A 13,415-nucleotide genomic window follows, 5' to 3' on the forward strand; every position below is an offset into this window, starting at 1 on the left:
CAGCGATATGCGTATTATAGACAGTCATTGTCACCTGGATGACAAGAGTTACCAGGATGACTTGAATGAGGTGGTGGCCCGGGCAGAGGCCGCCGACGTGGTCAGGGCCATGGTGGTGGGTGTTTCCGAAGCAAGCTCCCGGCGCTGCGCAGCCCTTGCCGACAATTCCGATTTTTTCTACGCCTCCGTGGGCATCCACCCCCACGACGCCGCCGACACCGACGAGGGCGTCCTGACCCGCCTGGCCGAACTGGCCAAGGGGGACAGGGTCAAGGCCTGGGGCGAGTGCGGCCTGGACTTCAACCGCATGTACTCCCCGAAAGACGTGCAGGAGAAGTGGTTTGTCCGTCAGCTTGAGGTGGCGCAATCCCTTGACCTTCCCCTGATCTTTCACGAACGGGACACCGAGGGCCGGTTCCTGGAGATGCTCTCCGCCCATCGGTTCGACGGCCTGCGCGGCGTGGTCCACTGCTTCAGCGGCTCCACCCAGGAGATGGAGGCCTACCTGGACATGGGGCTCCACATCGGCGTTACCGGCATCGTCACCATTCAGAAGCGGGGCGAGCACCTCCGGGAACAGGTCCTTGCCATCCCCCGGGAGCGCCTCCTCGTGGAGACCGACGCCCCCTACCTCACCCCCGCACCCCACAAAAACAAGGTCCGGCGAAACGAGCCCGCCTTTGTCCGCGAGGTGCTCTTCAAACTGGCCGCGGTTCGCGGCGACGACGTGGAACTCCTTGCCGACACCGTCTGGAACAACACCACAGCCCTGTTTGATCTTTCGTAAGAAAGATAAAGCGGCCTCCGGCGACCAAGGGCTGATCCCTTGGATCCCAGGCTCGCGAATGCTCCCGGCCTTCGTTCCTCAGGCCATCGCATTCGCTGACGGGCTTTGCCCGTGAACCCAAGGGGCACGCAGGTGCTTTTCCTTTGCTATAGAGAACACAAATAAGCCCTGATGATTCTTGCAGATCATCAGGGCTTTTTGCGTGTTGTCGCGTGAATTCATCAACGTCGCACCCTGGGAGCCAGGGGATCATTTCCTGGCAGCCGGAGGCTTCTCTTTCCACCAACTGTAACCATGGAAGACAGTCCGGCTAAACCACCGGCAATATGCTTTCGAGGTGGCTCACCTCGCCGCCGGAGGCACGGTTTTAGGCTTTTTCGTACACGGTGCCGTTTTTAACGATGAGGGTGAGGTCGTTCAAGGCCGCGAGGTCCTGCAAGGGGTTTTCCGCCATGGTGATGAAGTCGGCGCGTTTGCCCGGCGCGAGGGTGCCGGCCTCGTTTTCCACGCCAAGGATGTGGGCGTTGTTTACGGTGGCACAGGTGAGGGCCTCTGTGTTGGTAAAGCCCAGGCGGGCCATGCACTGGAGTTCGCGCACGATGGCGCCGTGGTAGTTCAGGGGGACGCCGGCGTCGGTGCCGCAGCCGATGCGGATACCCGCCTCTTTCATGCGCATGAGGTTTTTCTGGCCGTGGGTGAGGATGGGAAAGAAGAGGTGGGGGTTGAAGGTGTAGTCGCCCCGTGTGTAGAGCTCGGAAAAGGGGTGTTTTTGCATGGCGTCCAGCATGGCCAGGTTGTTTTCGTGGATGGCGGGCTCCACGTCGTCCTCGGTGACGGCGGTTAGGTAGGCCTCCCGGATGGGGGCTTCCAAAAGGGCCCTGCGGGAGAGGAGGCCTTTGGGAAGGGGCTCGGCAAGATCCAGCAGGGTGTAGAGGTTGGCCAGGATGGTGGTGGGCACCACGGAGACCTTGTTGTCGGCCATGGCCTTGAGGGTTGCTTCGTCCAGGGGCCCGTCCGAGACGGTGTGCTCCAGGGAGTGGATGGGGTGGGCAAGGGCGCGGCCCACGCCGTAACGGCTCATGGCGTGGCCTGCCACGGGTTTTCCTGCGTCCCGGGCCAGGCGGAAGATGGTTGCGAGTTCAGGGTCGCTGTAGCGGTTGATAAAGGGCTTGCCCGCGATGAGGGAGGTGTTGTCCAGGGTGATCTTGACAAAGTCGGCGCTTCGGCAATTGGCCTCAAAGGCTGAGGCCAGCTCCCCCTCTTTGAAGGAGACGGTGGGTGCCCCGGTAAAGAGGCTCCCGAAGGCCGCGACCCAGGAGACATCGGATGGGGAGATGTCGGGGTGGCCCCCGTCCACGTTGAAGATGGCGTTGCAGGTGATCACGTCCGGTCCGGCCAGCTCGCCTTTATCCACCTGGCGGACCAGGGTGCTCAATACCTGTGGCATGGCGCCCATGTCCCGGACGCGGGTGACCCCGGAGGTGAGCTGGTTCTCGAAATTTCTTCTGAGCTGTCGCCAGGTGGCCAGCCCCAGCAAAGGGGAGAAGCTTGCGGCCGAAGGCAGGGTCATATGACAGTGGGCGTCCATGAGGCCGGACAGGAGGTACCCTCCCTGGAGGTCGATGTGCCGGGCATCCAGGCCGGAACAGGGCGTGTCCGGCCCGGCCCAGGCAATGTGTCCGGCTTCCACCAGCAGGGACCAGCCGGGGGTGATCCGTCCTTCGGGCAGGGAGAGAAGCTGTCCGTTGGTGAACAGGGTCCTGTGGGGCGTTGGTTCGCCTGGATGGGCAGGGGCGATGGCAGGCGTCTGCCCGGCGCACCCGCTTGCCGCCATGGAACCGGCCACGGCGGCAGAGGTTTTTTTCAGAAATTCCCTTCGCGACAAAGGGGGGATGGTGACGGGGGTGTCCATGGCTGCTCCCATGCATGGGGGAATCCGACCGTTCGGTTCTCCTCCCGGTTCAGGCTGGTTACGGTGGGAACACCGAGGTGGCGCCATTGTATCCGTAGGCGATGGTGGTGGCCCGGGTGTGTTCGTCTTCGATGAGGATGGCGCCGCTGACCGGAACGGAGCTGTGGCTCAGGCTGCGCCCGCTGGAGGTGATGCCGGATACGGTGACGGTGTAGCTGTGGGAAAAGCAGCTGCGGGCCAGGATATAGGTACCGTCGTAGGCCTGGCGCTCGGCCTCCCCCACGCGGACCGTGGAACCGGCCAGGGCGCTTTCGGTGAGGCCCCGGGCCATGGCCAGGAGTTCAGGGTCCATGTCGTTGACAGGGCCGTCCCCCTCCCTGGTGCGGACCCGGATGATGCGGAGCTGCCCTGCGATGCGGTCGTATTCGTCCCGGGTATAGAAGAGGCTTCCCCGCACACCGGGTAATTCTCGAAGGTGACCTGGCTGTGGAGGGGCCGGGCCTCATTGGATGCGGAGAGGCTTTCCGTCTCAAGAGTCACGGTGTTGCCGTCCACGGAGATGACCTTGGTGGTGGTCAGGGCAACATTTTTATCCCCGTCCAGGGTCTCCTGAAGAACCGTGATCCACTGGCCTTTTTTCAGGCCCATGCGGCGCTCCTTGGACCGTCCCAGCTTTCGGGCTTCGGGAAAGGCCATGGTGTCGGCCATGTCGTAGATTTTCTGGCGTTTGTGTTGCGGAACCTCGGGCATGAGGTTCATGAGGGTGGTGCAGGAGGCAAGGGCAAACAGAACCGGGACGAAAAAGGCAAGGATGCGCGTCTTCATGGCGGGGTTCCCCTTTGTTGGGTATGGCTGCGATGTGTTGACGGGGTCCTGCGGGCCTGCAGAACGTGGTTGTGATCGTTCGAACGTACCAGAGATCTGAAGGATAATCAACGGCTTCCATGTGGGTTGCCCCTGTGGCCGGGCGCGTCAGCAGGCCTGGGCGGGCCTGGACTCCAGGGTGGTTATCATGTCCAGGCAGCTCTGGCGGAATTCGGCGTAGTCGGCAAGGGACATGTCGCCGGTGAGGATCCACTCCAGGGCGTAATTGAATCCCAGGTAGTCGTAGGTATAAATGCCGTAGCCGTCGCGGAGGGCGTCGATGCTCTTTCGGCACATGAAGGCCAGGCAGATGGGGCTTTTGTGGGTGGGAAGGGTGCAGCCGGTGTTGGTGTGGTACTCGCAGGGGCTCACCAGGCTGGACTCTTTCACGTCCTCGGGTTTGCCGTAGAGGGCTTCCCGCTCTTTGCGCAGGAGGTCAAAGCTGGGGTGGTCCAGATCGTAGACCTTGTAATACCTGTCCTTGCAGCAGGCGGCAAAGGGCTGGTTGCCGTTGCGCTCCAGCTCGGGCAGCACGCATCCTTTGAGGCAGAAGTCAAAGATCCCGAAAAACCGGTTGAGGATCGTCTCCATTTCCAGGTACCGGTTCAGGTTTTCCTGTGCGCTCTCCATCATCACTCCTTTATGCAATCGTCACAATCCGTCTCTTTTAGCGCAATCCCGGGCTGCTGGCAAGGGTGGCACCGGCCGTTATCAGGGGGATACCGGTCCTGTGGCCAGGGTCAGCCAGAAGGGGATGGCCATGAGGCAGACCACGTAGCATGCCAGCATGGCGCCCCCGATGACCTCTGTGCGGCCGTTGTAGGCCCGGGCCTGGAGGATGAGGTTGGTGGCCGGTGCGGCCGCGGCCTGGATCATGAAGAGGGAGGCGATGAGGGGGCTTTGCCGGGCCAGGTCAAAGGCGGAGATGGCCCACCAGGTGATGAGGGGGACCAGGCCGAACTTGACGCCCGCAAGGCCAAGGAGGCGGTGCCAGGGCGGAAGTTTTTGCAGGCGAACCTCCCCTAAGGTGGCCCCGAGGATGAAGGTGGCAAGGGGAATGGTGGCGCTTCCGAGGAGGCCCGTTCCAGGACAAGGGACGGCACATGGGGGGAGAGCCCCGACAAGGCGATGGCCACCCCCACAAGGCTTGCCACAAGGGGCGGGTTGATCATTTCCCTTAAGCGGACCTTGCCCTTGCCCCCCACGAGGCGCACCCCAAGGGTCCAGTGGATGGGGGTGTTTCCGATGACAAAGAGAAAGCAGTAGGCGGCGAAGGTGTCGAATGTCTCCGGGAAAAGGGCCTGCCCCACGGGCAGGACCAGGTAGGCGGAGTTCTGGATGCCGCTCATGGCGATGAGCTCCGGGTGGCGCCGTGTGGTCCGGCCGAAGAGGACCCATCCGAAAAAGAGGCCGCCCAGGTTCATGGCCATGGAGGCCAGGGGGAGGATCCACCACAGGGGCGTTGAACCGGTGTCCAGGCGCGTGATCAGGGAGGTGAGGATGAGGCAGGGAAGCAGCACATGGATGGTGATGCGGGAGAGGGTGTCGATGTCTTCGGACCGAATGACCCGACGCCTCACCAGAATACCTGCCAGCAGGGCCACGACTACGATGCGCAGCATGGAGAAAAAGACGGTCTGGAATCCGGTGGCAAACAAAGGGGACATCATGGGGGCTCCTTGCCCGGATATTTCACGAGTCGATTGCGCCCGAAGGGTGAGAAAATCGGGACAAAACCGGTGAATTACATGGTGCATTCTTGAAATAACTAATTTTTGTCACAATGACCATCTGTCATAATTCCCTACCCCTGTAGCCCTGTCGTTTTCTCATGAAATATCCGGGCTTGGGCGTCGTGGGCGAACACGTTCCGGTTTGTAGGGGTGGATGAAGGCACCCTACCGCGCTTCCCGTCACGGGTCAACTCAAGGACGAGCCGGGCAGGCAAACCCGGTGCCACCGAATAGCGTTTAACTAATCAGCTTTAACGGCCGATACGTTTTTCTAGGTACGCCATTTTTGCCGGATGACAAAATCCTGAACCCGGATATTTTTACGAGTCGCATAGCATTGTATTGTGTCGGCCTGATGGTTTTTTTACGACATTTCCGGGTGACATTGTGTTTCAACCCATCATGGAGAGGATATGACGGTGCGCTCCTGTACCCTTCGTTTGTGTGTGTTCGCATGGCTTCTTCTCTGCCATGCCGCCCTCCTGTTCGCAGAGACGGGCCCTGACGGGTGCGTCAAGGTGATGGGGGGAAAAAAGGGGCACGGCACGGTATCTGTTGCCGTGGGGGGCCGGGCTCCCGGAGCGGTGACCCTTTCCTCCGGGGATCCCAACTTTGACACCGGCGGCTCCTTTTCCTTCACGGGGGTTCCCCTGGACCGGATTCTTCGCCGGGCGGGTGTTACGGACATGGCGGGGGTCACGCTCATCGGCCACGATCAGTACACCGTGTACCTTCCCGCCGAGGTGGTTTCAAAACCGGGGGTGATCATCGCCTCAGAGCAGGACGGCAAGCCCCTGAGCCGTTATCTCGGGGGGCCCCTGAAGCTTTTGTTCCCTCCGGAGATGGGCATGCACCAGAGCGCCTATTGCTGGTACGTGGATACGCTGGTCCCGGATTACCTGGACGATCCGGAGGTGAGGGTGTCCGTCAACGGGAAAACAAAAACCTACACCTTGCCTGACCTGGATGCCTTGTTGCCGGAGCACCGGACCCTTTATCTCTCTATTCCCCTGGGGTACCGGTGGGACCTGCCCAAGCTGAACCAGCCGTGCCGGGTAACGGCCGTCCCCCTGGCGGCCCTGTTTGACGGAGAGGATGTCACCGGCGGGGAGCTGACCCTGACACCTTTTGCGGGGAAGCCCATCACGTTGCCTGTGGCCCCGCTTCTCTCCTGTGACGTGATGCTGGTGTATCGCATCAACGACCAGCCCATCCATCCGGCCATGGGCGGTCCGTTTTCCGTCTATTTTCCTGTCATGAGCTGCGGGGAGCTTCAACGTGTTGCCCCTGAGACGGCTTCTCTCTTTTTTTTACATGAGATCTCCGTGGATTAGGAGTGGTTTATGGCGTTTCACATGCGGTTGCAGACCAAGCTTCTGGCAGTGGTGAGTGTGCTGGTCCTGGCAGTGGTTTTTGTCTCCTCCGGCCTGGTGACCTATTCCCAGAAAAAGCGGGTCACCGAGGCCACCTACAAGCTGATGGAGCGGGATGCACGGTACCTCTCCCGCCGGATCAGCCACAACATCTACAACTCCAACTGGCGAACCATCCAGATTACCCTGGACATGGCCCTGCAGTCCAACGGGGACATGCTGTATTATGCCATCCACGACAAGGACGGCAAGATTCTCTTTTCATCGGACAGCAGGAGCGTGGGAGGGTGGCTCCCGGGGTGTGTCGCGGACGTCCCCCGGTCCGAGGTCTTCGAGCGTTACCAGTCCAGGGAGTTCTCCGTCCGTGAACGCCCCCTGGCCGAAGCCGTTGCCTACAAGGGGGTCGTGCGTGGGGGCAAGGGGGAGTCGGTTTTCGACACCTGCATGAAGGTGCGGTATATCGGGCGGCCCATCGGCTGCCTGCGCATCGGGTATTCGTCCCGGGAGCTTTCGGCACATATCCGAAAGAGCGCCATGGATGTCCTTGCCGGGGGGGCGGCCATTCTCATGACGGTGATCACGGGGCTTCTGATTCTGATCCGCATCAGCATCGCCCCTTTGGGGCGGCTCAACCGAAAGCTCCTGCTCCTCAGGAAGCGGGCTGAGACGGAGCCCGTGGGCACGGTGCTGGGAAGCCTGGACATCGACGAGATCTCCGAAGGGTCCACCACCACGGAGATCCGGGAGCTCTCCCTCTCCTTCGGGGCCCTCAGCGGGATGCTGGTGGAGAACTGGCAGCAGCTGGAGGCCCAGCAGGTCGATCTGGAAAAGAACGTGGCCAAGCGGACCTGCGCCCTCAGAAAGGCCAACCGGGCTTTGCTGCGGGAGATCGCGGAAAAGAAAGAGGCCGAAGAGAAGCTCCGGGTGAAAAATTCCCTTATGGAGGCCCTCCACGACACCACCCTGGACCTCATGCGCCAGCTGGGGTTCAACGAGCTTCTGGAGCTTCTCCTCAAACGGGCCGGGGGCCTCATGAACATGGAGAGCGGATACTACTTCGAGTACAGGGAGTCCACCCGCCAGCTTCACCCCATCGTCACCTCCGGCCCCTTTCTGGAGGTGCCCAAGATTCCTTCCCGCATCGGGGAGGGGCTTGTGGGGCGCGTGTGGGAGACGGATCGTCCCCTGTACGTGGAGGACTACAAAACATGGAACGGCCGGGTCAAAGGTCACCCCGGCCTGGAGACGCTGGGGGCCTCCGTGGCCGTGCCCATCCGCCTGGAGGGCAACGTGGGCGGGGTCATGGGCCTTGCCCAGTTCGGGGATGATTTTGAGATGGACGAGACGGCCATGGCGGTCCTCATCCGCTTTGCGGAGCTTGCCACCATTGCCCTGAACAACGCCATGATGCACACCAAGCTCCAGGAGGAGCTGGATGAGAGGCGCCGGGTGGAAGAGGAGAAGGACCGATTGTTCCAGCACCTCCTCCAGGCCCAGAAGCTGGAGGCCATCGGAACCCTGGCAGGTGGCATTGCCCACGACATCAACAACCTGCTCATGGCCATTCAGGGCAACATCTCCCTGATCATGAGCCTCACCGGTCCCGGGGACATTGTGCACAAGCGCGGGGGCAAAATCGAGGAACTGGTGGCCAGTGGCTCCGCCCTCACCAGCCAGCTCCTGGGCTTTGCCCGGGGAGGACGATCCCATGTGCGGCCGGAGAGCGTGAACACGGTGGTGAAAAGCAGCCTCTCCATGTTCGGTCGGACCCGCAAAGGGATCATGATCTCCGAATCCATGGCCGAGTGGCTCCCCAACGTGGAGATCGACCGGACCCAGATGGAGCAGGTGCTCCTGAACCTTTACCTGAACGCCTCCCACGCCATGCCGGACGGTGGCAGGATTCACATCGAGACCGGCATGACGGACCTCGACGACAAGCTGGCCGCAGCCTTCAACCTCAAGTCCGGCGCCTATGTGACGGTGGCGGTCTCCGACACCGGCGTGGGCATGGACAAGAAGACCCAGAGCAAGATTTTCGACCCCTTCTTCACCACCCGGGAGATGGGACGGGGCACGGGCCTGGGCCTGGCCTCGGCGTACGGCATCGTCAAAACCCACAAGGGTGCCATCACCGTGACCAGCGAAAAGGGCCGGGGTGCCTGCTTTACGATTCACCTGCCCGCCACCTCCAAGGCGCGGTGGGAGGAGGAGGCCTCACCCCTTGCGGTCCACAGCGGGGAGGGCACGGTTCTGGTGGTGGATGATGAACCGGAGATCCGTGAGGTGGTGAAGACCATGCTCAAGGGCCTGGGGTACCGCTGCCTGGTGGCGGAGAACAGCAGCCGGTGCGTTTCCATATACAGGGATGCGTGGCAGGAGATCGACCTGGTGCTCCTGGACGTGGTTATGCCCGACGCCGGAGGGGACATTGCCTACCGGGCCATGAAGAAGATCAACCCGGATGTGCGGGTGATCCTCTGCAGTGGCTACAGCCTGGAGGGGCGCGCCGAAAAGATGATGGAGGCCGGGTGCAACGGGTTTATCCAGAAACCCTTTTCCGTGGAGGTCCTCTCCACGGAGATCCACCGGGTGCTCGAAGGGTAGGGGAGAAAACGACCGCCAACGAGGATACGCGTGGGGCGGGGATGGTGCTTGTGAAGAACAAAAGCCCGCAGGGGGATAACCCTGCGGGCTTTTTTACGTTTTGGTGGCTGACAGGAAGGGCGTCAGGCTAAATCTTGAAACGTCCCACCAGGCCGTTTAAGGCCTCGGCCATGGCTTTGAGTTCCCGGGCGCTCTCCTCGATCTTGTGGCTGCCGTCTGAGATTTCGCTGGAGGCGTTGTTGAGGTTGCCCATGTCCCGGTTGATGGCATCGGCGGCTGTGGCGCAGTTGCCCACGTTGTTGTTGACCTCTTCCACGCCGGCCGATGCCTGGCCGATGTTGGCCGAAATCTCGCTGGTGGCGGCGGACTGCTCTTCCACGGCCGCAGCGATGCCGGAGACGATGTCATTGACGTTTTTGATCACCCCTAAAATGGCGTTGATCTTCTCCACGGAGACGTTGGTCTTCTCCTGGACGCTGTGGATGTTGCCCCGGATCTCCAGGGTGGCTGCGGCGGTCTGGCCGGCCAGGTCCTTGATCTCTCCGGCAACCACGGCAAAGCCTTTTCCGGCTTCCCCGGCCCGGGCCGCCTCGATGGTGGCGTTCAAGGCCAACAGGTTTGTCTGCTCGGAGATTTCGGTGATGGTGTCGGTCACCTTGCCGATTTCATCCACGGCGTTACCCAGGCTGTTCATGAGGTCGGCGGTCTCCATGGCGTCGGAGAGGGCCCCGTCGGATACGGATCGTGCGTTTTCGGAGTTTGCGGCAATCTCGCCGATGGTGGCGGTCATCTCCTCGGCGGAGGCGGCCACGTTGTTGATGTTGGCCGTGGACTGTTCCATGGCCGAGGCGATGGTGGCCAGGTTCATGGCCATGGTGCCCGCTTCCTGGCCCACCTGGGACGCCAGGGTGTGGGTCTCGTCGGCGGATGAGGACATGGCACCTGAGATGGTGAGGAGCTCACCGGAGGAGCTGTCCACAGACCCGGCGTTGCCCTTGACCTCTCCGATGATGGATTGCAGATCGGCCATGAAGGTGTTGAACCATCCGGAGAGTTCGCCCACCTCATCTTTGGACTGGACCTCCAGTCTCTGGGTGAGGTCCCCGTCCCCTTTGGCGATCTCTTCCAGCAGGGAAGCGCTTCGGCGCAGGGGTTTGGCAATGGATCCCGCCACCCAGATCACCACGGCGGTGAGGAGAACAAAGGCAGCCACCCCGATGCCCACGATGAGCCAGCCGATGGCGTTGGCTTCGGCCATGACCTGGGCCATGGGGATGTTCACGAGAAAGGACCAGGGCGTGTCCTGGCCGGAAAAGGGGATGGGGGCGAAGATGCGGACGATGTCGGTGTTGAGGTCCCGGGAGACCGTTTCAAACTGAAAGGGCTGACCTGCCTGGATGGCTTGTTTGGCCGCCTCCCAGTCTGCGGAAGACCCTGCGTTCTGGCCGTGTTTGGCCTGGTTGACCTGATGGGCCACGTAGGTGCCGTTGTTGGCGATGACAGAGGTGTAGCCCGTGTCGAAGGGGGTCAGCCCCTTGATGAGCTCGGAAAAGATGGAGAGCCTCAGGTCCACCCCGCAGACGCCCACGGTGGTGCCTTCCACCTGAATGGGCACGCAGAGGCTGATGATGGACTCCTGGCTGCCCTGAACCTCATAGAGGTAGGGCGGGGTCATGGTCTCTCGGCCGGTGCGCAGGGGGACGAGGTAGTAGTCCCCTTCTCCCTCCTTGTCGTAATTCACCAGGGGGGTGACATCGATGCTGTCTCCGGTTCGGTGCCAGTAGGGGACGTAGCGGCCCGTGGCGTCGTGGCCTTTCTTGTTTTCAAAGGCGGCATCCAGGCCGTCCAGGGCATCGGGTTCCCAGGCGGTCCAGACGGCAAGGAGCTCGGGGTTGTTGTCCAGGACCTCGGTCATGATCTGGTCGAGGGCCTCCCTTGGGTTGAAGCTGCCCGCCTTTTTGAAGGCCTCCATGGTTTCGGAGAGGGAGCGTACCGTGCTGAAGGATGCGTCGATTTTCCCGGAGATGACAGCGCTGTATCGGGCGGCGATCTCTTCGCCCTGGGTGATGGCTGCGTGATGGGCAGAGCTGCGAACTTTCAAGGTTACAGCCGTGATGGTGATGAAGTAGGAGAGAAAAGCAATGGTGGAAATGGCAAGGATGAGCTTGCCGCGTAGTTTTATGTCCCTGAACATCCGCAGAACTCCAGTTTGAGGGTGGTAAATAAGGTGTATGGGTTAAATATCGGATGGAGGCGTGTTTGGGTTTAGGGTGATTACATGAAATATTTAATAAAATTGATTATCCCGTTTGGAGGAACGCCGGGCAGCTTCTGCTTTGGTCCGAATCGGTCTGTCAAAATAGGGCCTTTGGGGGCATGGGATGGCCCTTGCGATGGACGGATCTCTTTTTTTGGGGTTGAAACTTGACGGGTGTTTATCATAAGTAAGTATTCGATATGGCTTGGGTTAAGGTGTCGGCTGCAAAACCCGGTCGAGAACAACCTCAAAATACAGGATCAAGGGGAGTGTTATGGTTTTTGTCAGAGGGACTGCTATTCGATGGATGGCCGCTGTTGTCGCGGCGGCGTGTGTGCTCGGCTTCTGGCAAACCGGTTTTGCAGGCAATGAGACGCGGAACTCTCTGTTCCAGGGGACCGAGGCGATGATTGTCCAGGCCAAGGAGAAGCGGGCCTACCTTTTTGCCCCGGATGCCTTTGGTGAGGCCATGGAGGCCTATCAGGACGCCCTCACCGATTTTAACAAGGGACGAAACCTCAACGGGATCCGGAAAGAACTCAAGAAAGCCGAGTCGTACCTTACCCGGGCCATGGCCGTGTGCGTGACGGCTGAGGTGACCTTCGAAAACGTGTTAAAGGCCCGGGAGGATGCCTCCTCCATCGGGTCCGAAAAATACAGCGCGAAACTGACGTCCAAGGCGGAGGCCGAATTCCAACGGGCCGTGAGGAGCCTTGAGGACGGCGACGTGGACAAGGCCCGCGGTCAGGCCGATGAGGCCGAGGCTCTGTTCCGGGGCGCCGAGCTTGAGACCATCAAGCACGCCCTTCTGGGCGGGGGCCCAGGGAGAAGCTGGCACGGTTCGAGGACCTGGGGCGTAAGAACAACGCTCCGAAAACCTATGAGAAGGCCCGTCGGCTGGTGGCCCTTGCAGAAAAGAAGCTGGACCAGAACCGCTACAACAATGCCGAAGCCGTGGCCCTGGTGAAGGAGGCCGAGTACGAGCTGGCCCACACCGAGCACATCCATACCCGGGTGGGCAAGCTCAAGGAGGCCGATTACAGCTTTGAAGACGTGATCATCGACATGGAGATGCAGCTGGTCAAGATCGCCGAGGGGCTGGACATGGAGCTTAAATTTGATCGGGGCGTCAGCGGCGCCACCTGGCAGCTTCTGGACGGGGTCCAGGCCTTGAAGGCGTCAAATGACGCCAAGGACCGGGAGATTGCGGATTTGAAGGCCAAGGTCACGGATCTGGAGACCTCCGTGGCCAGCCTGAGCAAGCTGGAGCAGGACCTCATGGCGCGCAAGCACGAAGCCGAAGAGGCCCTGAAACAACAGAAAGAGGCCGAGCGGCTGAAGCACATGAAGATCACGAGGATTCGCGACGCCTTTACCCCGGAGGAGGGCAAGGTCCTCATGGACGGAGACAAGATTATCATCCGTCTTTACGGGCTCTCCTTTTCCAGCGGCAAGGCGGTGATCGACTACAAATACTTCGGCCTCCTGGCCAAGGTGCGGGATACCTTCAAGGAGTTTCCGGGCTGCCGGGTGATCATTGAAGGCCACACCGACTCCCTGGGCAGCGAGAAGGTCAACAAGCGCCTCTCCAAGGAGCGGGCTGATTCGGTCCGCCATTACCTTATCGCCAACTCCGTGGTGACGGACGACCAGATCTCAGCCGTGGGGTACGGGGAGGACAAGCCCGTTGCCTCCAACGAGACCCGCCAGGGGCGCGCCAGCAACCGGCGTATCGACGTGGTGATTATCCCTGCCAGGGGGTGATGCGGCAACAGCCGGTGCGATGGATCCTGTGGCATTGATAAGGGGCGGTTATCCGCCCCTTTTTTTTACGCGGGTTTGACCTTTGGGGAAAAATAGCCTAATCAGTTGGCCCCGGCGG

11 protein-coding genes are annotated in these 13,415 nt (G+C 61.1%); 5 read left to right on the forward strand and 6 right to left on the reverse strand.

Annotated elements, in window-relative coordinates:
• The first annotated feature begins 7 nt into the window (after positions 1-7).
• Positions 8-787: a TatD family hydrolase gene (locus tag ACOYW1_RS31685; protein ID WP_482421095.1), complete on the forward strand. Its 780-nt coding sequence runs from the start codon at positions 8-10 to the stop codon at positions 785-787.
• A 367-nt stretch (positions 788-1,154) separates the two neighbouring features.
• On the opposite strand, the gene ACOYW1_RS31690 is transcribed toward ACOYW1_RS31685, so the two are convergent.
• The 5 genes from ACOYW1_RS31690 to ACOYW1_RS31710 all read right to left on the reverse strand — a co-directional run bounded on the left by ACOYW1_RS31690 (position 1,155) and on the right by ACOYW1_RS31710 (position 5,233).
• The gene (locus tag ACOYW1_RS31690) at positions 1,155-2,699 is read right to left on the reverse strand and encodes an amidohydrolase family protein (RefSeq protein WP_482421096.1); all 1,545 of its coding nucleotides are present in this window, start codon (positions 2,697-2,699) and stop codon (positions 1,155-1,157) included.
• A 58-nt stretch (positions 2,700-2,757) separates the two neighbouring features.
• Positions 2,758-3,156 (reverse strand): hypothetical protein, encoded by a 399-nt coding sequence (locus ACOYW1_RS31695; RefSeq protein ID WP_482421097.1) that lies wholly within the window; start codon positions 3,154-3,156, stop codon positions 2,758-2,760.
• 515 nt (positions 3,157-3,671) lie between these two features.
• Positions 3,672-4,196: a hypothetical protein gene (locus ACOYW1_RS31700; RefSeq protein WP_482421098.1), complete on the reverse strand. Its 525-nt coding sequence runs from the start codon at positions 4,194-4,196 to the stop codon at positions 3,672-3,674.
• 78 nt (positions 4,197-4,274) lie between these two features.
• Positions 4,275-4,622, reverse strand: a complete 348-nt coding sequence (locus tag ACOYW1_RS31705) for an AEC family transporter (RefSeq protein WP_482423870.1) — start codon at positions 4,620-4,622, stop codon at positions 4,275-4,277.
• Entirely contained in the window at positions 4,586-5,233 is a 648-nt protein-coding gene (locus ACOYW1_RS31710) for an AEC family transporter (RefSeq protein WP_482421099.1), read from the reverse strand. Before ACOYW1_RS31710 ends, ACOYW1_RS31705 begins: the two co-directional genes overlap by 37 nt.
• Positions 5,234-5,709: 476 nt before the next feature.
• Between ACOYW1_RS31710 and ACOYW1_RS31715 the strand changes: the two genes are divergently transcribed.
• Together ACOYW1_RS31715 and ACOYW1_RS31720 are read left to right on the forward strand one after the other, a co-directional pair.
• A complete protein-coding gene (locus tag ACOYW1_RS31715) occupies positions 5,710-6,630 on the forward strand; it encodes a molybdopterin-dependent oxidoreductase (RefSeq protein ID WP_482421100.1) in 921 nt (306 codons plus the stop codon).
• Positions 6,631-6,639: 9 nt separating this feature from the next.
• The gene (locus tag ACOYW1_RS31720; protein ID WP_482421101.1) at positions 6,640-9,276 is read left to right on the forward strand and encodes a hybrid sensor histidine kinase/response regulator; all 2,637 of its coding nucleotides are present in this window, start codon (positions 6,640-6,642) and stop codon (positions 9,274-9,276) included.
• A 127-nt stretch (positions 9,277-9,403) separates the two neighbouring features.
• Here the strand turns inward: ACOYW1_RS31720 and ACOYW1_RS31725 are convergent, their stop codons facing one another.
• Complete coding sequence (locus ACOYW1_RS31725) at positions 9,404-11,470, reverse strand: methyl-accepting chemotaxis protein (RefSeq protein ID WP_482421102.1); 2,067 nt, start codon at positions 11,468-11,470, stop codon at positions 9,404-9,406.
• 337 nt (positions 11,471-11,807) lie between these two features.
• Between ACOYW1_RS31725 and ACOYW1_RS31730 the strand changes: the two genes are divergently transcribed.
• Both ACOYW1_RS31730 and ACOYW1_RS31735 read left to right on the forward strand, forming a co-directional pair.
• The gene (locus ACOYW1_RS31730; RefSeq protein WP_482421103.1) at positions 11,808-12,500 is read left to right on the forward strand and encodes a hypothetical protein; all 693 of its coding nucleotides are present in this window, start codon (positions 11,808-11,810) and stop codon (positions 12,498-12,500) included.
• Positions 12,434-13,297: an OmpA family protein gene (locus ACOYW1_RS31735; RefSeq protein ID WP_482421104.1), complete on the forward strand. Its 864-nt coding sequence runs from the start codon at positions 12,434-12,436 to the stop codon at positions 13,295-13,297. Before ACOYW1_RS31730 ends, ACOYW1_RS31735 begins: the two co-directional genes overlap by 67 nt.
• Positions 13,298-13,415 lie beyond the last annotated feature (118 nt).

Source organism: Desulfoluna sp. CYM3A, assembly GCF_056829965.1.

What these genes read in the sequence shown, in the direction of transcription:
- ACOYW1_RS31685 (WP_482421095.1), top strand. Translation starts at nt 8, where the DNA reads ATGCGTATTATAGACAGTCATTGTCACCTGGATGACAAGAGTTACCAG.
- ACOYW1_RS31690 (WP_482421096.1), bottom strand. Translation starts at nt 2,699, where the DNA reads ATGGACACCCCCGTCACCATCCCCCCTTTGTCGCGAAGGGAATTTCTG.
- ACOYW1_RS31700 (WP_482421098.1), bottom strand. Translation starts at nt 4,196, where the DNA reads ATGATGGAGAGCGCACAGGAAAACCTGAACCGGTACCTGGAAATGGAG.
- ACOYW1_RS31710 (WP_482421099.1), bottom strand. Translation starts at nt 5,233, where the DNA reads ATGATGTCCCCTTTGTTTGCCACCGGATTCCAGACCGTCTTTTTCTCC.
- ACOYW1_RS31715 (WP_482421100.1), top strand. Translation starts at nt 5,710, where the DNA reads ATGACGGTGCGCTCCTGTACCCTTCGTTTGTGTGTGTTCGCATGGCTT.
- ACOYW1_RS31720 (WP_482421101.1), top strand. Translation starts at nt 6,640, where the DNA reads ATGGCGTTTCACATGCGGTTGCAGACCAAGCTTCTGGCAGTGGTGAGT.
- ACOYW1_RS31725 (WP_482421102.1), bottom strand. Translation starts at nt 11,470, where the DNA reads ATGTTCAGGGACATAAAACTACGCGGCAAGCTCATCCTTGCCATTTCC.
- ACOYW1_RS31730 (WP_482421103.1), top strand. Translation starts at nt 11,808, where the DNA reads ATGGTTTTTGTCAGAGGGACTGCTATTCGATGGATGGCCGCTGTTGTC.